The organism is Halorubrum sp. Hd13 (assembly GCF_002252755.1).
Lineage (GTDB): Archaea > Halobacteriota > Halobacteria > Halobacteriales > Haloferacaceae > Halorubrum.
On the sequence record NZ_NHOY01000087.1, the window covers coordinates 11,414 to 31,316 of the forward strand.

The window sequence follows — 19,903 nt, forward strand, 5'->3', positions numbered from 1 at the left end:
ATCAGCTGTACTTCTCGAATCCCATGTCTCGGGCGACCTCGCGGAAACACTGCCGGCAGAGGTTGATGTCGTACTTGCCGACAAGCCCCTGCTCGCGGTCGCACCGCCGGCAGGTGTGCCGGGAGCCGGTGCGCTTCGCCGCGTGTTCGCCCGTGTCGTTGTTCGCTTCGCTCATTCCGTTACCTCTACGTCGAAGTTGGTCTCGAGGAACGCGGCCGCGTCCTCGACGGTCATCCGGTGTTTCGCGGGGATCGACGCCGTCGCCTTGTCCCGCTTCGACACGCGGTAGCCGGGCCGGACGATCGTCGTCGTCACGTCGAGCCCGTAGATGCCGATGTTGGGGTTGTACTCCTGGCTCGGGAAGTCGGTGTGGTCCTCGACCCCGAAGCTCAGGTTGCCCGTGTCGTCGAACTGACTCCGCGAGACGTCGACGACGTCGAGCGCGGTTGCGAGGAACTCGTGTGCGTCCTCGCCCCGCAGCGTCACCTTGACGCCGATCGGGTCGCCCTTGCGGATCCCGAACTCGGCTATGGTGCGCTTCGAGGTGGTCCGGACCGACTGCTGCTCCGTGATCTCCTCGATGATCTCCTCGGCGTCGGCGAGGGGTTCACCGCCCTGCCCGACGCCCATGTGGACGACGACCTTCTCGAGATACGGCTCGCGCATCTCGTGAGGGGCGCTCTCGGCTTCACTCATCCGAATCACCCGCCTCGTCGGCGTCGTCGCCGGTGAAGTTCTCGTCGATGACGACGAGGTACTCCTCGACCGTCTCGTAGCCGTCGTCGTCGTCGCCGACGAACACGGTGTTCGAGCCCGAGCCGAGCGTCACGTCGATGGCGTCGACCTCGCCGATCCGCCCGGCGTGCTGGCCGGCGACGGCGGTGACGAGGGCGCCCTCTTCGTACTCGAAGTGGGCGACGACCTCTTTGGTCTCGTTGTCGACGACGATCGAGTCCTTGGTGTCGTACGGTGTGTCCGTGTCGACGCGCACGTTCGTTCCGTCGTGGAGCGTCAACTGGACGGCGCCGCCGGGGACGACCGACTTGTTCGTGATCTTCCCGAGCCGGCTGCCCGCGGCCTCCTCGTCGACGGGGGTCAGCGCGAGCCGACCGCCCTCGTCGGGGAAGACGCGGAAGAACTCCCCGCGCTCGGGGAACGCCAGGATGTCGAACATCCCGATCGGACGCTGCTCGTCCGAGATCGCGTCGCCGTTGACGAGGACCGAGTCGTTGTTCAGCGCGTAGCGCGCCTCCTTCGTCGAGTCGACGTAACCGAGCACGTCCCGCAGCAGGACGACGAGCGGAACGCCCGCCTCACCGTGCGGGCCGGCGCCGGCCTTGACGGTGAATGTGTTCGTCTTTCGCTCGACCGGCCAGGAGTTCGGTACTGCCAGTCGCTTCTGATGTCGCGTCATTCGTTATCCTCCTGGAGCCGCGCCTCCCGGCGTTCGTCTTCCAGGTCCAGATCGGTCACCCGGACGTTGCTCGCCGGGATCGGTCGGGGAACTTCCTCCCCGTCCGCCTTCTCGACGGTGACGTCCTCGACGGTGATCCGTTCCGCGGACAGGTCGACGGCGACGACTTCCGCCTCCGTCCCGGCCGCGTCGCCGCGAAGCACCTCGACGGTGTCGCCGGCGTTGACGCGGACGTTGCGCTGTCCGTACTCCTCGCGGAGCTCCTCCGTGAGGGTGGCTCGGACCTGGTTCTGCCGCTCGTGGAGCGGCGCGGTCTCCGACCGTTTTCGCTGTTTGCGTGGCTGTTTCGTCATGGTTAGACGATCATCGTCGCGGTCGAGGCGATGCTTCCGAATCGTTCGGCGACCTCGCGGGCGACGGGGCCCTTGATCTCGGTGCCCCGCGGCTCCTCGAGGTCGTCGATGATGACGGCCGCGTTGTCCTCGAACTTCACGCGGGTCCCGCTCGGACGGCGGATCGGCTTGCGCTGGCGGACGACGACCGCCTCCAGCACCTGCCGCCGCATCTCCGGGGTCCCTTTGGTGACCGAGACGGTCACCTTGTCGCCGATACCTGCCTTCGGGTGGCGGTTCTTCGTGCCGGAGTAGCCGGCGACGGAGATCACCTTCAGCTCACGCGCGCCGGTGTTGTCGGCGCACGTGATGAGCGAGCCCTTCGAGAGCCCCTGCGTGACGTCGGCCTTTAGCGCCTCCATCACTGATCACCCGACAGGTTCTCGACGACGACGTGGGACTTCGTCTTCGAGAGCGGTCGCGTTTCCGCGATCTTTACTTCGTCACCGACTTCGAGCGAGTCGAGCACGCCCGGCACGTGGGCCGGGATGCGCGAGCGACGCTTCATGTACCGATCGTATTTCGGTACGAACACGTCGTATTCTCGCTCGACGATGACGGTCTTTTCCATATCCGTCGACACGACCGTTCCCTCGCGGGTCTGGCCGCGGACGGAGAGCTGCCCGTGGAACGGGCACTTCTCGTAGTCGTAATCCTCCGGGTTGTCTGGCTCCGGAGGCGTGGGTACGTCGATTCCTATCGCCATTGTGTGACACCTCGTTCGGTGCGTTCGGCGGGTCGATGCCGCAACCGATCGCCATCCACCGTTACGTAGACCGCGTCTTTGCACTCGCCGCGATGGCTCGCCGGACCCGCGCCGTCACCGGTGACGACGCTTGCGGACCCGGACGGGCCAGACTGACGGGGGCGGACCCCCGTAGTATCCGACCCGAGTTGGGACGCGGACCCCGACGACTGCGCGTCGTCGGCGGCTTCATCTGTGCGGACGGTCGGGACGTCGACGACCGCGAACTCCAGCGTCGCGCCCGACTTGGGCACGCGCTTGTCCCCCGACGGCGTTCGGACCACGATGGTGCCGAACGTCTCGGACAGCACGCGGCCGGCGATGCCCGCGTGGGCGTCGCTGGCGGCGTCGGCCACCCGAACCGGGAGGCCGACGAGCTCGTGCCGGACGAGTGTGTCGGGGGATATCATCTTATTCGTCGTCGAAGTCGCCTTCTTCCTGCTGGATCGTCTTGATCCGCGCAATCGTCTTCTTCAGTTCCTTGACGCGGCCCGGACTCTCCGGCATGCCGCCGGCGGCGCGCTGGGCCTTCGAGTTGAGCAGCTCGGTCTCGAGCTCCTCGAGCTCGACCTGCCGCTCGGCCGCCGTCATGTCGCGGATCTCGTCTGTGTAGAGGATCGCCATTTACTCGTCCTCCTCTTCGTCGTCAGCGGCTTCCATCTCCGCGACGAGGTCCGCCGCCTCCGATTCGATCTCCTCGTCGAGCTCGTCGATGTCGTCCGCGTCGGCGTCGCCGACCGGCTCCTCGGGGGCGACATCGGTCGCCTCCGCGGCCGTGTCTTGCGTCTCCTCGACGACCTCCTCGACGACCTCCTCATCGATGACGTCGGTGGGGTCCTCGTCGGGCACCTCGACGTCGTCGTCGGCGCCGACGTCCGGCACCTCCTCTGGCTCCTCTTCGAGGAGCGCTTCGACGCCTTCGTCGTCGCCCGCGGCGGCCTGCTCGACCTCCGGGACCTCGGCGTCCTCGCGGATATCGAAGTCGTCCGGGAGCTTCGCGCCCGGCGGGATGATCTTCACGTTGACGCCGATCGTCCCGAGCTTCATCACCGCGACGCCCTGGCCGTGGTCGACGACCTCCTCCGCGGGCTCGCCGTTGTGCTTGATGTAGCCGCGGTTGAACTTCTCGACGCGCGAACGCGCGCCGGTGACCTTCCCGGACAGGACGATTTCGGCGCCCAGCGCGCCGGCGTCCATGATCCGGTCGATCGTCGTGTGACCGGCCTTCCGGAAGTACCAGCCGCGTTCGAGAGCGTTCGCGAGACGGTCCGCGACGATCTGGGCGTTCAGGTCGGGCTCGTCGACCTCCTGAACGTCGATCTGCGGGTCGTCCATGTCGAAGCGGTCCTCGAGCTCGGTGGTGATCTTGCGGATGTTCTTCCCGCCTTTCCCGATCACCATGCCGGGCTTTTCGGCCTTCAGCACGATCTGCGTGCCCATCGGCGTCTTGGCGACGTCCATGCCGCCGTAGCCGGCTCGGCCGAGCTCGTCCGCGAAGAACTCGTTGATCTGTGAACGGCGCAGGCCGTCCTCGATGAATTGGTGTTCGTCAGCCATTATTCGTCGGCCTCCGGGTCCTCGATGATGAGTTCGACGTCGGCGAGCGTGGTGTTCCACTGGGTGGCGCCCGCGGCTCGCGGGTTCCGCCCGGGTCGCTCACCGACCTTGTGGGGGGCGACGTGTTTGATGACCATCTCGTCGCCGTCGAATCCCTGTTCTGTCGCGTTGTTCTTGACGTTCTCCAGGAGCTTGAGGAAGTCCTTGGCGGCCTTCTCGGGGTAGCGGCCCGCGTCCCAGCCGTCGATGTCGGAGCGGTGGCCCGCACCGGCGTTGTGCTGGCGCATCGGCACCGAGGTCTCCTCGTCGATGACTTCCTGGAGGAACTCCTCGGCGTCGGCGACGGTCTCGCCTTTGATCTCCCGGGAGATCTCCTTGCTGTCCTTCACGCTGATGGGCCGGTCGCGGAGCATCCCCTTGGCGGTGGTCTCCGGGTCGGCCTCGACGCTGTAGTTGATTCCCATGGGTTACTTGAGCGGCACGAACTTCGAGGACCGGGTCGCGCCGATGCCGGCCTGACCGTGTTCGACGGTGCTTCGCGTGAGGTGGAACTCGCCCAGGTAGTGTCCGATCATCTGGGGTTCGACCTGAACGCGCTCGAAGCTGTGTCCGTTGTACACGGAGAAGGTGACGCCGACGAACTCCGGAAGGATCGGCATGTCGCGCAGATGCGTCCGGATCGGATCGTCCGCCGTCGTCTCCTTGTCGCGGGTTCGGGCCTTCTCCAGCAGCTTCTGCTGTTCGGTGCCGAGGCCGCGAACGATGCTTCGCCGCTGGCGTGCGGGGAGCAGTTCCGCGACGTCTTCGACGTCCATCTCCTGCAGCTCGTCGAGCGAGTGACCGCGGTAGGCGAACTCCTTGCCCTCGCGGCCGGTTCGGTAGTTGGAACTCATTTGTTGCCACCTCGTCCGGTGCGCTTGGATGCGATGTCACCCACTTTGCGTCCCGGCGGGGCGTCCCGCGAGACGGACTTCGGCTGTCCGGGGTGTTGGCGACCGCCCCCGCCGAAGGGGTGGTCGACGGCGTTCATCGCGACGCCGCGCACGCGCGGGTATTTCGTCCCGCGCGCCTTCATCTTGTGGTACTTGTTGCCGGCCTTGACGAAGGGCTTCTCCGTCCGGCCGCCGCCCGCGACCACGCCGATCGTGGCGCGGCACTGCGGGTCGAGCCGCTTCACTTCCCCGCTGGGGAGCTGGACGACCGCGACGTCGCGGTCGTGGGTGAGGAGCGTCGCGGACACGCCGGAGGCGCGCGCGAACTTCCCGCCGTCCCCGCGGTTGCTCTCGACGTTACAGACCGGAACGCCCTCGGGGATTTCGGCCAGCGGGAGCGTGTTCCCGGGCTTGATCTCCGCGCTCACGCCGACCTGAATCGTCTCGCCCACGCGCACGCCTTCCGGCGCGAGCACGAGCCGACGGTCGTCGTCCTCGAACTCGATCTCCGCGAGCGGAGCCGAGCGGGCCGGGTCGTGTTCGATCCCGACGATCTCGCCGGTGATCGTGTCCACGTCTTCGAGCTTCTTGTGCGACAGTTCCGCCTTATAGCGGTGGGAGGGGGCCCGGAACGTCGGGCCGCCGCGTCCACGCCGCTGTCCTTGGATTCGTCGTCCCATATCAGAACACCCCGATGCGCGAGGCGATTTCGGTCGCGTCGTCGTCCTCGGAGAGCGTGACCGTCGCCTTCTTCTTCCCCTTCGAGGTCACCTGCGTGTTCACGTCGGTGACGGTGACGTCGTAGCGGTCTTGGACCTCCTCGCGGACCTCGGGCTTCGTCGCGTCGATGTCGACGAGGAACAGCAGCTTGTTCTTGAAGTCCATCTCGTTCATCGCCTGCTCGGTGACGAGCGGGTGCTCGATGATGGAGTTCATCGGTCTGCCACCTCCTCGATCGCGCTCTCGGTCCACAGCGTGAGTCGTCCCGGGTGTCCGCCCGGCGCGAGGTCCTCAGCGTTGACCTCGCCCGCGGTCGCGACGTCGACGCCCGAGAGATTCCGGGCGGCGCGGGACGGCTCCTCGCTGGTGACGACGAGGACGGACTTGGGTTGGCTGTACTTGCGACCGCGGGTCTTCCCGCGGCCGGACCGCACGGAGCGGCCCTCCTCGGCGCGCTCGATGTCGGCGTCGGCGCCGACGGCCTCCAGCACGCCCAGGGCCTCCTGGGTCTTCTGTAAGTCCTCGAACTCGTCGGAGACGACGAGCGGGAGCGCCAGGTCGTCGTCGAACGCGTGACCGCGCTCGGCGACGAGCTCGGCGTCGGTGGTGGCCGCGACGGCCGACCGGATCGCGAGCTGTCGCTCCTTGTCGTTCAGTTTCTTCGTCTGGTCCTTCTCGGCCTTCGGCGGGTGCGCGGCGCGGCCCGAGACGGCGCTCGGGACGCGGCGGGCGACGTTCTCGGAGCGCGGGATGTGCGCGAGCCCGCGCCCGGAGCCGAACGACTCCGCGGGGGTTCGCAGCCCGGCGAACTCGTCGGCACCGTAGGCCTGCTTCCGGTTAGCCTGTGCGGCGGAGACCGCTCGACCGATGAGGTCCGGTCGGAACGCGGTCTCGAAGATCGCCGGCAGCTCGACGCTGCCCGCGTCCCCGCCGTCCAGGTCGTGTACTGTTGCGTTCATGTATTATCCCTGGTTGGATGCGGTGGATACGTACCGGACCTCGGGGTCGAGGCGCGGCTGGTCGTTCGGCCGGATGGCCGGGCGGAACCGAAGCAGGCGCTGGTCCGGACCGGGCAGCGAGCCCTTGATGAGCGCGTACTCGCCGTCGACCTCGCCGTAGTTGACGAAGCCGCCGTCGACGGAGGCGTCGTCGCCCTCGCCGAAGTCGATGAGGCGCTTGTTGAGCTCGGTGCGCTGGTGGTAGCCGGTCTGCCCCTGCTGGGGAACGGTGGAGCGAACGCGGGAGGGGTTCCACGGACCGAGGTTACCGATCCGGCGCCGCCATCCCTGGCGGGCGTGTTTGCCCTTCCGCTTCTGTACGCCCCAGCGCTTGACGGGACCCTGCGTCCCCTTCCCCTTCGTGATGCCCGAGACGTCGGTGTACTGACCGGCGCGGAAGACGTCGCCGAACTCGTGGGCGCCGCCCTCCCCGACGAGGTCGAGCCCGAACTCGACGCGCTCCTCGAGGGAGCCGCCGCCGACTCGGGTCTCCATGACGTCGGGCTTCTTCTTGGGGATGTTCGCGAGCTCCGAGGGGACGGTGTGAGTGATGACGCGGACGTCGTCGACGACGCCGTCGTCGAGCAACGCGCGAAGCTCCTCTGCGTCCTCCTCGAAGGTGTTCTCCGCCGGGAGGTCGAGCGCGCGATCGAGCTCCTCGTGGAACTCGGTCGCCCAGACCTCTTCGACCGGCTTCTTTCCGTACGCCGTCTGTTCGTAGGCGCGCAGGGCCACCGCGTACATCGGCGGCGTCTCGACGACGGTGACGGGAACGGACTCTTCCATTCCCTCACGCGGCGAGTTGGCCTCGTCGTTGACCATAACGACGTGCGTCATTCCGGCCTTGTAGCCGGCGAACCCCTGCAGTGCGGGGGCTCCGTCGTCGTCGGGCCACGAGCGAATGCGCGGGACCTCTCGGTCGGCGCGGGTCCGTGGGCCGTAACCCAGCGAGCCTTTTCTCGGTCGGTTTGGTTGTGCCATGTGTTTACTCCGTGAGTGTGAGCGAGCCGAGAGTCACGAACAGAGCCTCCTCCGTTCGGACGACCTCGCTGCTCTGTGCCGGGATCGTATTCAGCCAGAGGTCGAACCCCGGATCGGGTTCGACCGGACGGCCGTCGGCGACGGCCGCCCGAATGTCGTCGGGCGAAAGCCCGAGCATCTCCGGAAGCCCCCGCTCGGGCGCGCCGAAGGCGACGGCGTAGCCGCCGGCCTCCCGCGCGTCCGAGACGATGCCGCCGAGCCGCGAGACGGAGAGTTCCTCCCCGTGTCGCGACGTCGCGACGGCCAGTCCGTCGCCGGCGAGCGCTTCCGACAGGTCCGCGTTCACGACCTGGAAGCCCGCCTCGGGCTTCCCGGTGATGCGGGCGCGGACCGGTTCTCTCGAAGAGACCCTGATGGTGACGCGCTCCCCCTGCTCGACCTCCATTCCGGAGGGGACGAGCAGGGAGATCGGGTGTTCCCGCAGCGGGGAATTGACCCGGACGCGGCCTTCAGGTCCGACCTCGGTCACGAGTCCCTGTGTTTTCGACTCTTCCCCGCTAGGGGTCGAGCCGGTCCGCCACGGCACGCGGAGCGGCGGGAGCACGCCGGCGTACCGGAGTTCGTCGCGCTCCCCCCAGAGGTCCTTCCGGAGCTCCGGAGGGGTCGCGGCGTACCCCAGCACGGTCCGAACGTACTCGCCGCCCCGTCGCCGCTCGCCTTCCGCGTCTGGGAAGACGACCAGTCGATCCGCCCGGAACACCGCCGCCGCGCGGGCGACGTAACCGAGTTTGCGAGTCGCCTCGCGGTCGTCCTCGGCCTCCCGGACGACCGAAGACGGAATACAGATCGTGAGTCCGTCTTCGGTACGCATCGTGGCGAGACTGTACCCCTCGATTTCGGACGGCACCGTAAAAGGATAGCGGTCCCGTTTCCGGGCTGTGCCGCGTTCACACGGGGTCTGACGGGCGTTTCGACCCGTCGGATCGAGAGAGTCTATCACACGGATCGGGTCGAACCGAGATCGCTCAAGACGATCCGAGGCCGCCCGAAACGATCCGAGGCCGCTCGGAACGATCCGAGGCCGCCCAAAACGATCCGAGGCCTGGAGCGACACGGGGCGGCCGAGCCGATCCGGCGCTATCGCTCCGACGAGTCCCCGACGACGTCGCCGTTCCCGTCCACGGTGAGCGCGAGCTCGTCGCCGTCGACCGAGAACGTCAGCGTGGCCCGGAGGGGATCCGTCGACCGGACCGCCTCGTCGTACTCGTTGAGGAACCGGTCGAGGCGGAGGACCGACCGGGGCGAGAACGGGTCGAGCCCGTGATCGAGCATGAACCCCAACAGCTCCGGCGACGACAGGAGCCCGGGTCCGGCGGCGCACCCCATCTCGTAGGGGCAGTTGGGACACGACGCCTTCAGCAGCACCGCGAACCGGGACCGGCAGTTCGAGCAGACGCCGTCGCGCTCGTGGTCCGCGCAGGCGTCCAGTTCGGTCTCGACGGACGCCGCGCAACGCGGGCAGATCCCGGAGCCGACGGCGAGCAGTTCGAGGTTCGTCCACGCGTGGGCGGCGCGGAGCACCTCGCCCGGCGTTCGCCCCCGGAGCCCCGCCGGGGGAAACGGGAGCCGACCGAGGTATCCCGACGCCGTCTCCTCGGGGCCGCCGACCCGGCCCCACGAGCGGTCCCACCGGCTCTCGCACGCCGGGCAGAACACCTCGACGCTGCCGTCGCGCCACTGGATCTCCAGCGGTCGCTCGCAGGTCGGACAGCGGTCCTCGACCGGCGTCCGGTCGAGCTCCGGGTCGTCGGTGACCGCCCCGGAGCGGATCGCTTCGACGACGCGTCGGCCCGGGTGGTCCAGCGCGTAGCCGTCCGCGGTCTTCCGGACGAAGTGGCCGCGGAGCTCGCCGAGGTGGTAGTTGAACCTCGCCGTGTCGTCGACGGGGAGCCGGTCGTACAGCTCTGAGAAGGCGAGCGGCTCAGCGGCATCGCCGAGGGCGCGCAGGATCCGCACCCGGACCTCGTCGCCGAGCGCGGCAAACGCCTCGTCGGGCGACAGCCGACCGTCCGGACGCTCCTCGGTCATCGTGGTACCCCGTCGGTCCGCCTCATGTAAAGAGCCTGTCGTGGCGTGCGCCCGTCACGCGCCGAGACAGACGCCCGTCCCGGGCACGCACACCGGCCGAGGGTCCCAGTCGTCGGCACGCTTTCGGAGCCGCCGAGCGATCGGCCGCGCCCCGTAGTACACGGCGAGGGCGGCGCTCGCGACCCCCGCGCTCGCGACCGGGTACGAGGCGGCGACGAGGACCCCGAGCATGGCCGCGACCAACAGCGCCGATCCGCGCACCGTCGGTGGCGGCCCCCGCGGGGGGTTCGATGCGTCGCGTCGCGTCCGCGTTCCGTCGGGTCTCATGCGGTCGATGCTACGCGCCGCGAGGGAATAAGTGTAATCTGAACGATGTTTTTGTAGGGAAAGCTACGTAAATTCGTTTGAGTAAGCCGGCGCGAGTCGGACCGCGCTTCAGGCCGGGACGATCCGGACGACCGGCGCGTCGGGGTCGTCGACGGCGACGTAGAGGTGGCCCGTGGACGGCTCGACCGCGATCGCGCGCATGCGCCACTCCCGGTCGTCGAGCAGGGGGTCGCGCTCGGTGACGTCGGCCTCGGCGGCGCCCGCGCCCTCGACCGTGAACCGGCCGAGGTACTGCGCCGCGAGCGTGCCGGCGAACAGGTCGCCCCGCCACGCGGGAAACGCGTCGCCGTCGTAGAAGACCGCCCCGCTCGGGGGGAACCCGCCGGAGCCGCAGGGCCAGTAGTGGACCGGCGCGACGACGTCGCCGCGCTCGTCGTGGCCCGGTGCGAGGGGGTCGTCGGTGCCGTACCGGCACGCCTCGCTCGCTATCGGCCAGCCGTAGTTGCCGCCGCGTTCGACGACGTTGATCTCGTCGCCGTCCTCCTCGCCGTGCTCGCACTGCCAGACCGCCCCCGTCTCGGGCCGGACGGCCATCGCCTGCGGGTTCCGATGGCCGTAGCTGTACACCGCGTCCGACGCGTCCGGGTCGTCGGCGAACGGGTTGTCCGGGTGGGCGTCGCCGTCGGGCGTCAGCCGGAGCGTCGCCCCGAGCTCGTTCGACGGGTCCTGCGAGACGTGGTCCGGGCCGAACTCGGTGTCGCGCCGGTCCCCGACGGTGACGAACAGCGCGCCGTCGGGGCCGAACGTCGCGCGCGAGCCGAAGTGCAGGTCCGTGTCGCGGAACGGCTCGGCGACGCGGACCGCCTCGAACCCCGAGAGCGCCGGGGGGTCCGGGTCGAGGCGGCCGGCGCCGACGTGGGTCGTCGCGCCGCTCCCGTCGGCGGGAGAGTCCTCCGCGGCCGCCGAGTACGTGAGGTACACGCGGCGGTCGTCCGGGTAGTCGGGGTGGACCGCGACGTCGAGCAGCCCGCCTTGTCCCGCCGCGAACACGTCGGGCGCGCCCGCGACGGACTCGACGGTTCCCGATCCGGGGTCGACGAGTGAGAGCCGGCCGGGCCGCTCGGTGACGAGGAGGCGCCCGTCGCCGGGGAGGAAGGCGAGCCCCCACGGGTCCTCGAACCCCTCCGCGACGCGCTCGACCGCGTACTCGACGTCGTCGCCGTCGTCCGGGAGGGCGTCGTCGCCGTCATCGGTGCCGCCGTCGGTTCCGGTGCCGCCGCCGTCCGCGCCGTCGTCGGCGCCTCCGCCGCCGAGACAGCCGGCGGTCGAGAGGACGGCGAGCCCGCCGGTCGCTCGGAGGACGCTGCGTCTGTCGGCGAGGTGGGCGGATCGGCGCGTCATGTGGGTCGTCTCGTCTCCGTCTTGGTCGGGAGCCCGATGACGCTTCCGGCGTGCGGTCCGGGCGGGGAGGCCCGCCAGCCCGGCCCGCGTTCGGAACCCTTATATCTCCGACTCGGGCTATGTGCAGATGCGAAGCACGCACCGGTAGTGTAGTGGTATCACGCAACCTTGCCATGGTTGCAACCCGAGTTCAAATCTCGGCCGGTGCACTCTTTTCAGTCGTGCACCGCCCTGACTCCCCGCTCGCGCTGTCGCCGGCGCTACGCGCCGGCTGCAGGAGGGACCTTCGGTCCCTCCCTGCTCGCGGGGAGTCTCGGCCGGTGCATTTTCTAACTGACTCCGTCAGTCAGCGTTCGCTTCACTCCGTTCAGCGAACTCGCGAAAGAAGTGAGAGAAATCACCGAGTGATTTGAACGCTATCAGTCGCGCGCAGCGAACGGAGTGAGCGAAATCACCGAGTGATGTGAACGCTATCAGTTACTTATGAATCGTTGCCGGCGCGGTGAACACCGCCAAAGCCCGCACCTCACGCCTCCCCAGCCTCGGCGGACGGCCCGGCGCGGGCCGAGCCGCGCCGGCCCGCCGCCTCCCTCGCACGCGCTCCTCGCGCCCCGAGGGGCGCTCGCAGGCGCGCGCCACCGCATCGTCGTTTATAAGCTATCGTCGTCTTTTATGAGCGATCCTCGTCTCAGCTCATTGTCCTTAAATACGGTCACGCGACCGCTGGGGATCGAACGGTGCCGGGGTTCCCCGACCGGTAGTTTCAATCGGCGATCCGGCGAACCCGTGGCGTGTGACCGTTCCAACGAAGACGCTCCCGAGCGGCGCCGAGCTGCCGGCGCTCGGACTGGGCACGTACGACCTCGACGACGAGCAGACGGCCGAGAGCGTCCACGCGGCGCTCGACGCCGGCTACGCGCACATCGACACCGCAGAGGGGTATCGCAACGAGGAGGTCATCGGCGACGTCCTCGCGGAGTACGACCGCGACGAGGTGTTCCTCACCTCGAAGGTGCTCGCGAAGAACCTCAACTACGAGTCGCTGATCGCCTCCTGCGAGGCGTCGCTCGACCGGCTCGGCACCGACTACCTCGACTTGTACCTCGTCCACTGGCCCAACCCGGCCATCTCGCTGCGCGAGACCCTCCGGGCGATGGCGGAGCTCCGCGACCGGGGCCTCGTCCGCGACGTCGGCGTCTCGAACTTCAGCGCCTACCAGCTGAGCTGCGCGCACCACGTCTCGGACGTGCCGATCGCGGTGAACCAGATCGAGTTCCACCCGTACTTCCAGCGGGCCGACCTCGTCGACTACTGCCGCGAGTCCGACACCGTGATCGAGGCCGCGGCGCCGCTCGCGCGGACGGACGTGTTCGGCGACGAGGTCGTCGCCGGGCTCGCCGAGAAGTACGACAGGAGCCCCGCGCAGGTCGTGCTCCGGTGGGCGGTCGACCGCGGCGTGGTCCCGCTGCCGCGGTCGTCCACGCCGGACCACGTCCGGGCCAACGCCGACCTCGACTGGGAGCTCGACGCGGCCGACCGGCGGCGCCTCGACGAGCGCGACCGCGACGAGCCGGTGTACGACACCCCGGCCCGCGACTGGACGAGCGACGTGTACGGGATCGAGCAGTGAGTCGGCTCGCGTCGCCGACCGACCCCGTCCGGGCTCAGGCCGCGTCGTCGCCGAGCGCCACCGGCCGCCCGGTCTCCGCCGACTCGTAGATCCCGTCGAGCGCGTGCACGTCCGTGAGAGCGTGTTCGCCGTCCGGATGGAACGGCTCGCCCGCCGACAGCTGATGGCCGAAGTAGGCGAACTCCTCTTCGATCTGGTGGACCTGCTCGAAGTCGACGTCGACGCGGGCGCCGTCGCGGACGACGGCGAACCCGCGGTCCTCCCGCTCGTAGAAGGCCGGGTCTACGATCAGCCTCGCCTCCGTGCCGGTGACCTCCAGCCGGCTCGCGTGCTGCGCGTTCTGGCTCACCGAACAGAGCGCGTCGACGTCGCCCGGGAACTCCAGCCGGAAGGTGGCGTGCTCGTCCACTTCGGCGAACGCCTCGTGGTCTGAGCGGGTCCGGCCCGACACGCGAACCGGGTCCTCGCCGAGCGCGAACCGGGTCGTGTTGATCGGGTAGACGCCGAGGTCCATGAGCGCGCAGCCGCCGGACAGCTCAGGGTCGAGCCGCCACTGGTCGGCGTCGCCGCCGAGTTCGCCGAGCATCGTCTGCGACATCGTCGCGTGCACGTGGACCACGTCGCCGGCGACGCCCCCGTCGAGGAGGTCGCGGAGCCGCCGGACGACGGGGTCGGTCTGCATCCGGTAGCCGACCATCAGGGGCACGTCGGCGTCGTCGCACGCCTCGACGAGCCGGCGCGCGCGGTCCGGCGTCGCCTCCAGCGGCTTCTCGCAGAGGACCGCCTTCCCCTGCGCCGCGGCGGCTCGGACGTACTCCAGGTGGGCGGCGTTCGGCGTCGCGACGTACACCGCGTCGTACGCGTCGGCGGCGGCGCCGGACCGGAACTCGTCCGGGGTGACGCCGGTCACGTCGCGCTCGGCGGCGACCGTCTCCACCGCGTCGGCGTCGATGTCGGTGACGACGGTCGCCTCGGTGTACGCCGACCGAGCGATGCCCGGCAGCGCCCAGTCGCGGGCGAACCAGCCGAGGCCGACGACGGCGATCCGAACGGGGTCCGTGACGGCCTCCGGATCGAGCGTCTCCCAGTCCCGGCGCGTGAACTCGTCGAGGTACTCCGCGAGGGCGGCTTCCATGTCGGGACGTCCGCGCGGGGCCGTGAAATAACCCCGGCGACCGGGCGGGTTCGTCAGCCCTCGTCGCCCGCTCTCACCACGGCCCGTCGTAGTTCACTCGCGGCCGGTCGGCGTCGACGCCGAGGTCGCGGAGCGCCGCGGTCGCGTTCTGGACGGGCGAGGGGGCCGGGCGGTCGAGCGCGTCCGCGGTCGCCTCGGCGAACCGGACGGTCCAGTCCCCGCCGATGACGACGGTCGCGCGGCGCGGGATCTGCGAATGCCCCTCCCACGACTCCGCGACCAGGTCGTACGAGTCGGCGACCCCGCCGTGGAAGTCGGAGACGACGGGGAACGGGAGCTCGAACCGGTCGGCGTACGCGAACCCCGCGTACAGCGAGTCGCCGGTGAGCGCGACGACGGCGAGGTCGCCGCGGTCGTGCCAGCCCGCGTCCCGCACCGCCGCGAACTCGGCCGTGCAGGTGGGGACGAAGTTCGCCGGCGCGAAGCAGAGCGCGACGGCGTCGCAGTCGTCGACGAGCCGGAACAGCTCCAGTTCCGTCGCCGTCCCGCCCGCGACCGCGGGGGCGATGAAGTCCGGCGCCTTGCGGCCGACGTCTATCATGAGTGACACGTGCGGACGCGGTTGATAAATACCCACCCCTGACCGCTCGGCGTCCGCCGAGGCCGGAGAGATGTCGGATAAGCGGATTAGATACACGCATGAGTGCTGAGAGCACCGCTCACGGTGTAAGAGCTTTACGTGTAGCCGGTCGATGGAAGGCGTGTTCAGCGCCCACGCCGCGACCGCGCTCGCCCTCGTCGACAGCTACGGGGCCGTCGCGGTGTTCGCCGTGTTCGCGCTCGAGGGCGCCCTCGTCGGGAAGGTGCTCCCGGCGCGGACGCTGTTCGTGACCGCCGTGGTCGCCGTCGGCGTCGAGGCGATCGCGGTCCTGCCGGTGTTCGCCGCGGCGGTGGTCGGCGCGACCGTCGGCCAGTCGACCGTCTTCGTCGCCGTCCGTCGGTTCGACGTCGACCCCACGTCGCTTCCCCTCGTTCCGGTCGGCGAGGACCGCCTCGACGGCGCGAGCCGCTGGTTCGACCGGTGGGGACTCCCCGCGGTGGCGGCGTCGAACGCGGTCCCCGGCACGCGCGGCTGGCTCGCCGTGCCGACCGCGAACGCCTCGTCCGTCTCCGTCCCGCGCTTCGCCGCGGCGTCGCTGGTTGGGTCCGCCGCGTACGTCGGCGCGCTGCTCGCGATCGGCGTCGCCGTGGTGCTCGGGTTCGGGAGCGCGACCGAACTCCTCGGCGCCGAGTGGATCGCGGCCTTATAACATCGTCCGCCGCCCTGCCGTCAGATTTTAAATAACCGTCCCGTGCTTCTTCTCCGGCAGGTCCTTCTCCACGTCCTCGTAGAACGCGAACCGGGCCGCGAGCTCCTCGCGGAGCGTCGACGGGGGGACGATCTCGTCGATGACGACCTCGCTGGCCATCCGGTGGACGTCGATGTCTTCCCGGTACTCCTCGCGGAGCCGCGCCTCGGTCTCGGCGCGCTCCTCGGGGTCGTCGATCTCGGCGAGCTTCCGCGCGTAGACGGCGTTGATCGCGGCCTCCGGCCCCATGATGCCGATCTCGCCGGAGGGGAGCCCGATCACGCTCTCCGGGTCGTAGGCGGGCCCGCCCATCGCGTAGATCCCCGCGCCGTACGCCTTCCGGGTGACGACGGTCTGTTTTGGTACCGTCGCGGAGGAGGTGGCGTAGATCATCTTCTTGCCTTTCTCGAGGATCGCGTCCTTCTCGACCTGCGAGCCGGCCATGAATCCCGGCGTGTCACAGAGGTATAACAGGGGGATCTCGTAGGCGTCGCAGGTCCAGATGAACTCGGCGGCCTTCTCCGCGGCGTCCGGGAAGATGGCGCCCGACCGCTCCGTCGGCTGGTTGGCGACGACGCCGACGGGGCGCCCGTCGATCCGGCAGAACGCCGTGACGATCTCCGGGCCGTACCCCTCCTTCAGCTCGAAGACGGACTCCGCGTCGGCGATCCGGTCGAGCAGGTCGCGGACGTCGTACGGGCGGTTCGGCGACTCGGGGATCAGCTCGTCGATCCCCTCGGGCGGGAGCTTCGGCGGCTTCGTCTCGCGCTGCGGAGGCTTCTCGCCGGCGGCGTCGGGGAGGTAGCCGATCAGGTCGGCGACGAGCTCGCGGGCGTGCTCCTCGTCGCGGGCGACCAGGTCCGCCGACCCGGACTCCTCGGCGTGGACGCGGGGGCCGCCCAGGTCCGCCATCTCGATCTCCTCGCCGGTGACCATCTTCACCATCCGCGGCGAGGCGATCGCCATCGCGGACATCCCCTCGACCATCACGGTGAAGTCGGCGAAGACGGGCGTGTAGGCGGCGCCGGCGATACAGGGGCCGTAGAGGACGCAGATCTGTGGGACCGCGCCCGACAGCAATGAGTGGTTGTAGTAGTACTTCCCGATCCCCTCGCGGTTGGCGAAGAAGCCGCTCTGCTGGTCGATCCGCCCGCCGGAGGAGTCCATCAGGTAGAGCACCGGCTTGCCCGTCTTCAGGGCCCGCTGTTGCATCCGGAGGAACTTCTCGACGCCCTTCGCCGCCATCGACCCCGCCTTCACCGTGAAGTCGTTGGCCATGAAGTGGACGTCGCGCCCCTCGAACTCGGCGGCGCCGGTGAGCAGGCCGTCGCCCGGGAGCCGGTCGCCGCCGGAGTCGTCGGATCCGTCGCCCTCATCGTCGGCGTCGCCGTCGCGGTTCGGCGCGTTCGGGTGCCAGTCGTCGAACGCCGCGAACTTCCCGTCCTCGAAGTGGAGCCCCGCCGGGTCGCCGTCGGTCGCGCTCGCGTCGCCCGCGCCGCGCGTCCCGTCCTCGCCGCCGAACCAGAGGTCGAGGCGGTCGCGGACGAACAGCTTCCCCTGCTCGGGGAGCCGCTCGCGGTACTTCTCCGGGCCGCCTTCCAGGATGTCGTCGATCTCGGCCCGGAGGTCGCGCTCGCGGTCGGTCGGTCCGAGGTCGTCGTCGAGGGGGTACGCCGTCTCGGGCGGCGCGGCGCTCGCGGCGGGCTCGTCGCTCTCACCGACGTGGACGTCGACGTCGACGCCGAGATGCTCGGCGAGCGATCGCGCGATCGCCTCGGCCTCCTCGGGCGTCGCCGCCGCGCCGACGTGGACTTTCATGGGCGCAAGATTTGCGGTGGATCCTAAACAGTTTTCCATGCAAGTCCGGCGGCGACCGACGGATCGGTGCAAACGGGCCGCGAGCCGACCGGGTCAGTCCAGCGCCGTCTTCAACCGCTCGACCAACTCCCCGTTGCCGACGTACAGCGGCACGCGGTCGTGGACGCCCTCGGGCTCGACGTCGAGGATGTCGATTTCGCCGTCCGTGGCGGCCCCGCCGGCGCGCTCGACGATGTAGGCGATCGGGTTCGCCTCGAAGGAGAGCCGGAGCTTCCCGTCCGGCGCGTCGACGAGGGCGGGGTACGCGAAGATCCCGCCGTAGGTGAGCACCTGGTTCACGTCGCCGACCATGGCGCCGCCGTACCGGAGCTTCAGCTCGTCTTCGATCTCGCGCGCGAAGGCGGTGAACGCGTCGGGCCAGTCGGGGACGCGCCCGCCGAATCCGTAGACGAGGGGGTCGTCGGGCAGGCGCAGGTCGTCTTCGACCACCGAACGGGAGACCGCGTGGCCGTCGTCGCTACCGCCGTCGCCGTCGGGGTCGGCCTCGACGACCTCCTCGCGGACGCCGGCGTCGTCGGCGACGACCATCGTCGTGATCGGGCCGTACAGCACGTAGCCGGCGGCGACGAGGTCGCGCCCGGTGGCGGGCAGCGGGGCGTCGTAGATCCCGACCACCGTGCCCATCGCGTTGTTCGACCGGAGGTTCGACGAGCCGTCGAGGGGGTCGATCGCGACCGCGTAGGCGCCCTCGCCGACCGCCCCGCCGGCGTCGACGGCGGCCTCGCGTTCCTCGCTGACGAACGAGCCGACGCCGTCGACCGCGGTGATCGCCTCGCCGAGCAGCTCGTCGGCGTACAGGTCGCCGGCCAGCACCGACTCGCCCGAGGGGTTGTCCGTCCCGCTCTCGACGCGGCGGCCGGGGAGCGCGGCGCGGATCTCCGGGGCCGTCTCGGCGACCGCGTCGAAGACGGCCTCGACGGTCGGGTCCGCGTCGCGGTCCGAGGCGGGGTCGCTCATCAGTCCGCGCTCTCGGCGGCGGCCAGCGCCTCGACCGGGTCGGCCTCTCGGAAGATCACGGCCTCCAGCGCGTCGAGGATCCGCTCGGGCTCGTCGCGCTGGAAGACGTTCCGGCCGACCGCGATCCCGGTGGCGCCCGCGTCGATGGCGTTCGAGACGTTCCGGAGGAACTCCTCGTCGTCGCGCATCGTCCCGCCGGACATCACGACGTCGGCGGGACCGGCCATCTCGACGGCGTGGCCCATCGCCTCCGGGGAACCGGGGTACTTCACCTTCACCACGTCGGCGCCGAGCTCGAGGCCGAGCCGCGCGCCGTACGAGATCACGTCCGGGCTCCCGTCGTTGCGGAGCCCCTGTCCGCGGGGGTACGACCACATGACGACGCCCATGTCGTGTTCGCGGGCGCCCTCCTGTGCCTCCCGGAACTCCTCGGCCATCTCGACCTCGTGGTTCGAACCCCCGTAGACGGTGAATCCGATCGCGTCCGCGCCGAGTCCGGCCGCGTACTCGGCGGTGCAGTTGACCGCGCTGTCGGGCTCGCCCATCCAGAGGTTCGAGGTCCCGTTGAGCTTCAACAGGAGGTTCACCTCGTCCTCGTAGTCGGGGTAGTACGCCTCGGCGAGCCCCTTCTGAACGGCCAGCGAGGTGACCGCCTCGTGGGTAGCGAGCTCGAATATCCGCCGGGGGTCCGCCGTGTCGGGGTTCGGTTCGAAGTCGACCGGTCCGTGCTCGATCCCGTGGTCGTACGCGAGGATCAGCGACTTGCCGTCCCGCGAGATATTGTCGGCGGCGTGAGGAAGCATCAGTTCGTACTCCCGTTACATCGATAAAAAACGCTATGGTCGTTTCGGCGGACGTAAAGAAACGAATTCGACGCGCTCCGCGTGTGTCGCTCCGCTCAGGGGCGGATTCGAGACAAATAGAATTACTACTCAGATAGTTAATTATCAGTCGTTCGCAACGAACGGCGGTCGAGCGCGACGGTATCCGCCGCAGAGCCGACACGTTGCGATCGCGGAACCGGCACGCTCCGGTCGTGGGATCAGCACGCCGCGGTCGCGGAACCGGCACGCCCCGGTCGCGGGGTAGTGTTTAGATAAGCTGATTCCATGCGAAGGCAAACGCTTGAAGCCAATTTTCAGCGGTATTCGGCTTGACATGGCTGAACGTATTTGAGAACTGGTTTGTTCGTCGTTTTACTTCACGAAAGACACGTTCGACGGCATTCCGATTCCCATGTGTAACGTGTTGGAATCGGAGCCCGTGACGATGACAGGCCGCCTGTAACCACGGAGCACCATCGACGAGAAAGATTGCGTCGTCGACCTGATGTTTCTCACGCAGTTCTGAGAGAAACATCGAGGAGATCGCGTTCGTTCTCGTTGGATAGAGCCGAACG

The 19,903-nt window shown here is 69.3% G+C and carries 26 protein-coding genes, 1 tRNA gene and 1 pseudogene; 3 read left to right on the top strand and 25 right to left on the bottom strand.

The features are described 5' to 3' along the window. Nucleotide 1: 1 nt before the first annotated feature. The 19 genes from DJ81_RS11380 to DJ81_RS11470 form a co-directional block, all read right to left on the bottom strand. The gene (locus tag DJ81_RS11380) at nucleotides 2–175 is read right to left on the bottom strand and encodes a 30S ribosomal protein S14 (RefSeq protein WP_094521935.1); all 174 of its coding nucleotides are present in this window, start codon (nucleotides 173–175) and stop codon (nucleotides 2–4) included. Next, nucleotides 172–696 carry a 50S ribosomal protein L5 gene (locus tag DJ81_RS11385; protein WP_094521934.1) on the bottom strand — a complete coding sequence of 175 codons (525 nt, stop codon included), beginning with the start codon at nucleotides 694–696 and terminating at the stop codon, nucleotides 172–174. The genes DJ81_RS11380 and DJ81_RS11385 overlap by 4 nt, the downstream gene beginning before the upstream one ends. Next, nucleotides 689–1,414: a 30S ribosomal protein S4e gene (locus DJ81_RS11390; RefSeq protein WP_094589799.1), complete on the bottom strand. Its 726-nt coding sequence runs from the start codon at nucleotides 1,412–1,414 to the stop codon at nucleotides 689–691. The genes DJ81_RS11385 and DJ81_RS11390 overlap by 8 nt, the downstream gene beginning before the upstream one ends. Then, nucleotides 1,411–1,767, bottom strand: coding sequence for a 50S ribosomal protein L24 (gene rplX, locus DJ81_RS11395; protein WP_094521932.1), 357 nt, complete (start codon nucleotides 1,765–1,767; stop codon nucleotides 1,411–1,413). The genes DJ81_RS11390 and rplX overlap by 4 nt, the downstream gene beginning before the upstream one ends. Nucleotides 1,768–1,769: 2 nt before the next feature. Next, a complete protein-coding gene (locus tag DJ81_RS11400; protein WP_094521931.1) occupies nucleotides 1,770–2,168 on the bottom strand; it encodes a 50S ribosomal protein L14 in 399 nt (132 codons plus the stop codon). Continuing rightward, a complete protein-coding gene (locus DJ81_RS11405; protein WP_094521930.1) occupies nucleotides 2,168–2,512 on the bottom strand; it encodes a 30S ribosomal protein S17 in 345 nt (114 codons plus the stop codon). The genes DJ81_RS11400 and DJ81_RS11405 overlap by 1 nt, the downstream gene beginning before the upstream one ends. Continuing rightward, a complete protein-coding gene (locus DJ81_RS11410; protein WP_094589801.1) occupies nucleotides 2,503–2,961 on the bottom strand; it encodes a ribonuclease P protein component 1 in 459 nt (152 codons plus the stop codon). The genes DJ81_RS11405 and DJ81_RS11410 overlap by 10 nt, the downstream gene beginning before the upstream one ends. Nucleotide 2,962: 1 nt before the next feature. After that, a complete protein-coding gene (gene rpmC, locus DJ81_RS11415) occupies nucleotides 2,963–3,175 on the bottom strand; it encodes a 50S ribosomal protein L29 (protein WP_094521928.1) in 213 nt (70 codons plus the stop codon). Further along, nucleotides 3,176–4,108, bottom strand: coding sequence for a 30S ribosomal protein S3 (locus tag DJ81_RS11420; protein ID WP_094589803.1), 933 nt, complete (start codon nucleotides 4,106–4,108; stop codon nucleotides 3,176–3,178). Further along, nucleotides 4,108–4,572, bottom strand: a complete 465-nt coding sequence (locus DJ81_RS11425) for a 50S ribosomal protein L22 (RefSeq protein ID WP_094521926.1) — start codon at nucleotides 4,570–4,572, stop codon at nucleotides 4,108–4,110. Before DJ81_RS11425 ends, DJ81_RS11420 begins: the two co-directional genes overlap by 1 nt. A 3-nt stretch (nucleotides 4,573–4,575) precedes the next feature. Next, nucleotides 4,576–5,001 (bottom strand): 30S ribosomal protein S19, encoded by a 426-nt coding sequence (locus DJ81_RS11430; RefSeq protein ID WP_094521925.1) that lies wholly within the window; start codon nucleotides 4,999–5,001, stop codon nucleotides 4,576–4,578. Next, complete coding sequence (locus DJ81_RS11435; RefSeq protein WP_008007907.1) at nucleotides 4,998–5,720, bottom strand: 50S ribosomal protein L2; 723 nt, start codon at nucleotides 5,718–5,720, stop codon at nucleotides 4,998–5,000. Before DJ81_RS11435 ends, DJ81_RS11430 begins: the two co-directional genes overlap by 4 nt. Nucleotide 5,721: 1 nt before the next feature. Next, nucleotides 5,722–5,976 carry a 50S ribosomal protein L23 gene (locus DJ81_RS11440; protein ID WP_094521924.1) on the bottom strand — a complete coding sequence of 85 codons (255 nt, stop codon included), beginning with the start codon at nucleotides 5,974–5,976 and terminating at the stop codon, nucleotides 5,722–5,724. After that, entirely contained in the window at nucleotides 5,973–6,719 is a 747-nt protein-coding gene (rpl4p, locus tag DJ81_RS11445; RefSeq protein ID WP_094521923.1) for a 50S ribosomal protein L4, read from the bottom strand. Before rpl4p ends, DJ81_RS11440 begins: the two co-directional genes overlap by 4 nt. A gap of 3 nt (nucleotides 6,720–6,722) precedes the next feature. Further along, entirely contained in the window at nucleotides 6,723–7,739 is a 1,017-nt protein-coding gene (locus DJ81_RS11450) for a 50S ribosomal protein L3 (protein WP_094521922.1), read from the bottom strand. Between the two features lie 4 nt (nucleotides 7,740–7,743). Then, nucleotides 7,744–8,610, bottom strand: coding sequence for a putative RNA uridine N3 methyltransferase (locus tag DJ81_RS11455; RefSeq protein WP_094521988.1), 867 nt, complete (start codon nucleotides 8,608–8,610; stop codon nucleotides 7,744–7,746). Between the two features lie 266 nt (nucleotides 8,611–8,876). Next, nucleotides 8,877–9,827, bottom strand: coding sequence for a helix-turn-helix transcriptional regulator (locus DJ81_RS11460; RefSeq protein ID WP_094521921.1), 951 nt, complete (start codon nucleotides 9,825–9,827; stop codon nucleotides 8,877–8,879). A 54-nt stretch (nucleotides 9,828–9,881) separates the two neighbouring features. Next, a complete protein-coding gene (locus tag DJ81_RS11465; RefSeq protein WP_094521920.1) occupies nucleotides 9,882–10,154 on the bottom strand; it encodes a hypothetical protein in 273 nt (90 codons plus the stop codon). A 108-nt stretch (nucleotides 10,155–10,262) separates the two neighbouring features. Beyond that, a complete protein-coding gene (locus tag DJ81_RS11470; RefSeq protein ID WP_094589805.1) occupies nucleotides 10,263–11,555 on the bottom strand; it encodes a PQQ-dependent sugar dehydrogenase in 1,293 nt (430 codons plus the stop codon). A gap of 138 nt (nucleotides 11,556–11,693) precedes the next feature. Here DJ81_RS11470 and DJ81_RS11475 point away from each other — a divergent pair. Both DJ81_RS11475 and DJ81_RS11480 read left to right on the top strand, forming a co-directional pair. After that, nucleotides 11,694–11,764: transfer RNA gene (locus DJ81_RS11475), tRNA-Gly, on the top strand. Nucleotides 11,765–12,348: 584 nt separating this feature from the next. Next, nucleotides 12,349–13,185: an aldo/keto reductase gene (locus DJ81_RS11480; protein WP_094589807.1), complete on the top strand. Its 837-nt coding sequence runs from the start codon at nucleotides 12,349–12,351 to the stop codon at nucleotides 13,183–13,185. A gap of 34 nt (nucleotides 13,186–13,219) precedes the next feature. Here DJ81_RS11480 and gfo6 read toward each other — a convergent pair whose 3' ends face one another. After that, complete coding sequence (gene gfo6, locus DJ81_RS11485; RefSeq protein WP_094589809.1) at nucleotides 13,220–14,320, bottom strand: D-xylose 1-dehydrogenase Gfo6; 1,101 nt, start codon at nucleotides 14,318–14,320, stop codon at nucleotides 13,220–13,222. Between the two features lie 73 nt (nucleotides 14,321–14,393). Then, entirely contained in the window at nucleotides 14,394–14,921 is a 528-nt protein-coding gene (locus tag DJ81_RS11490) for a redoxin domain-containing protein (RefSeq protein ID WP_094521916.1), read from the bottom strand. A gap of 160 nt (nucleotides 14,922–15,081) precedes the next feature. Between DJ81_RS11490 and DJ81_RS11495 the strand changes: the two genes are divergently transcribed. Further along, nucleotides 15,082–15,630 (top strand): DedA family protein, encoded by a 549-nt coding sequence (locus tag DJ81_RS11495; RefSeq protein WP_094521987.1) that lies wholly within the window; start codon nucleotides 15,082–15,084, stop codon nucleotides 15,628–15,630. Between the two features lie 27 nt (nucleotides 15,631–15,657). Here DJ81_RS11495 and DJ81_RS11500 read toward each other — a convergent pair whose 3' ends face one another. The 4 genes and pseudogenes from DJ81_RS11500 to DJ81_RS11515 all read right to left on the bottom strand — a co-directional run. Beyond that, nucleotides 15,658–17,487 (bottom strand): acyl-CoA carboxylase subunit beta, encoded by a 1,830-nt coding sequence (locus DJ81_RS11500; protein ID WP_094526496.1) that lies wholly within the window; start codon nucleotides 17,485–17,487, stop codon nucleotides 15,658–15,660. A 93-nt stretch (nucleotides 17,488–17,580) separates the two neighbouring features. Further along, nucleotides 17,581–18,504, bottom strand: a complete 924-nt coding sequence (locus DJ81_RS11505; protein WP_094589811.1) for a class 1 fructose-bisphosphatase — start codon at nucleotides 18,502–18,504, stop codon at nucleotides 17,581–17,583. Further along, nucleotides 18,504–19,307 carry a class I fructose-bisphosphate aldolase gene (locus DJ81_RS11510; protein WP_094521913.1) on the bottom strand — a complete coding sequence of 268 codons (804 nt, stop codon included), beginning with the start codon at nucleotides 19,305–19,307 and terminating at the stop codon, nucleotides 18,504–18,506. The genes DJ81_RS11505 and DJ81_RS11510 overlap by 1 nt, the downstream gene beginning before the upstream one ends. Nucleotides 19,308–19,596: 289 nt before the next feature. After that, nucleotides 19,597–19,903, bottom strand: a pseudogene (locus DJ81_RS11515) (IS6 family transposase); the annotation flags it as partial.

Coding starts and splice junctions, on each gene's coding strand:
- DJ81_RS11380 (WP_094521935.1), bottom strand. CDS start 175: ATGAGCGAAGCGAACAACGACACGGGCGAACACGCGGCGAAGCGCACC.
- DJ81_RS11385 (WP_094521934.1), bottom strand. CDS start 696: ATGAGTGAAGCCGAGAGCGCCCCTCACGAGATGCGCGAGCCGTATCTC.
- DJ81_RS11390 (WP_094589799.1), bottom strand. CDS start 1,414: ATGACGCGACATCAGAAGCGACTGGCAGTACCGAACTCCTGGCCGGTC.
- rplX (WP_094521932.1), bottom strand. CDS start 1,767: ATGACGAAACAGCCACGCAAACAGCGAAAACGGTCGGAGACCGCGCCG.
- DJ81_RS11400 (WP_094521931.1), bottom strand. CDS start 2,168: ATGGAGGCGCTAAAGGCCGACGTCACGCAGGGGCTCTCGAAGGGCTCG.
- DJ81_RS11405 (WP_094521930.1), bottom strand. CDS start 2,512: ATGGCGATAGGAATCGACGTACCCACGCCTCCGGAGCCAGACAACCCG.
- DJ81_RS11410 (WP_094589801.1), bottom strand. CDS start 2,961: ATGATATCCCCCGACACACTCGTCCGGCACGAGCTCGTCGGCCTCCCG.
- rpmC (WP_094521928.1), bottom strand. CDS start 3,175: ATGGCGATCCTCTACACAGACGAGATCCGCGACATGACGGCGGCCGAG.
- DJ81_RS11420 (WP_094589803.1), bottom strand. CDS start 4,108: ATGGCTGACGAACACCAATTCATCGAGGACGGCCTGCGCCGTTCACAG.
- DJ81_RS11425 (WP_094521926.1), bottom strand. CDS start 4,572: ATGGGAATCAACTACAGCGTCGAGGCCGACCCGGAGACCACCGCCAAG.
- DJ81_RS11430 (WP_094521925.1), bottom strand. CDS start 5,001: ATGAGTTCCAACTACCGAACCGGCCGCGAGGGCAAGGAGTTCGCCTAC.
- DJ81_RS11435 (WP_008007907.1), bottom strand. CDS start 5,720: ATGGGACGACGAATCCAAGGACAGCGGCGTGGACGCGGCGGCCCGACG.
- DJ81_RS11440 (WP_094521924.1), bottom strand. CDS start 5,976: ATGAACTCCATCATCGAGCACCCGCTCGTCACCGAGCAGGCGATGAAC.
- rpl4p (WP_094521923.1), bottom strand. CDS start 6,719: ATGAACGCAACAGTACACGACCTGGACGGCGGGGACGCGGGCAGCGTC.
- DJ81_RS11450 (WP_094521922.1), bottom strand. CDS start 7,739: ATGGCACAACCAAACCGACCGAGAAAAGGCTCGCTGGGTTACGGCCCA.
- DJ81_RS11455 (WP_094521988.1), bottom strand. CDS start 8,610: ATGCGTACCGAAGACGGACTCACGATCTGTATTCCGTCTTCGGTCGTC.
- DJ81_RS11460 (WP_094521921.1), bottom strand. CDS start 9,827: ATGACCGAGGAGCGTCCGGACGGTCGGCTGTCGCCCGACGAGGCGTTT.
- DJ81_RS11465 (WP_094521920.1), bottom strand. CDS start 10,154: ATGAGACCCGACGGAACGCGGACGCGACGCGACGCATCGAACCCCCCG.
- DJ81_RS11470 (WP_094589805.1), bottom strand. CDS start 11,555: ATGACGCGCCGATCCGCCCACCTCGCCGACAGACGCAGCGTCCTCCGA.
- gfo6 (WP_094589809.1), bottom strand. CDS start 14,320: ATGGAAGCCGCCCTCGCGGAGTACCTCGACGAGTTCACGCGCCGGGAC.
- DJ81_RS11490 (WP_094521916.1), bottom strand. CDS start 14,921: ATGATAGACGTCGGCCGCAAGGCGCCGGACTTCATCGCCCCCGCGGTC.
- DJ81_RS11500 (WP_094526496.1), bottom strand. CDS start 17,487: ATGAAAGTCCACGTCGGCGCGGCGGCGACGCCCGAGGAGGCCGAGGCG.
- DJ81_RS11505 (WP_094589811.1), bottom strand. CDS start 18,504: ATGAGCGACCCCGCCTCGGACCGCGACGCGGACCCGACCGTCGAGGCC.
- DJ81_RS11510 (WP_094521913.1), bottom strand. CDS start 19,307: ATGCTTCCTCACGCCGCCGACAATATCTCGCGGGACGGCAAGTCGCTG.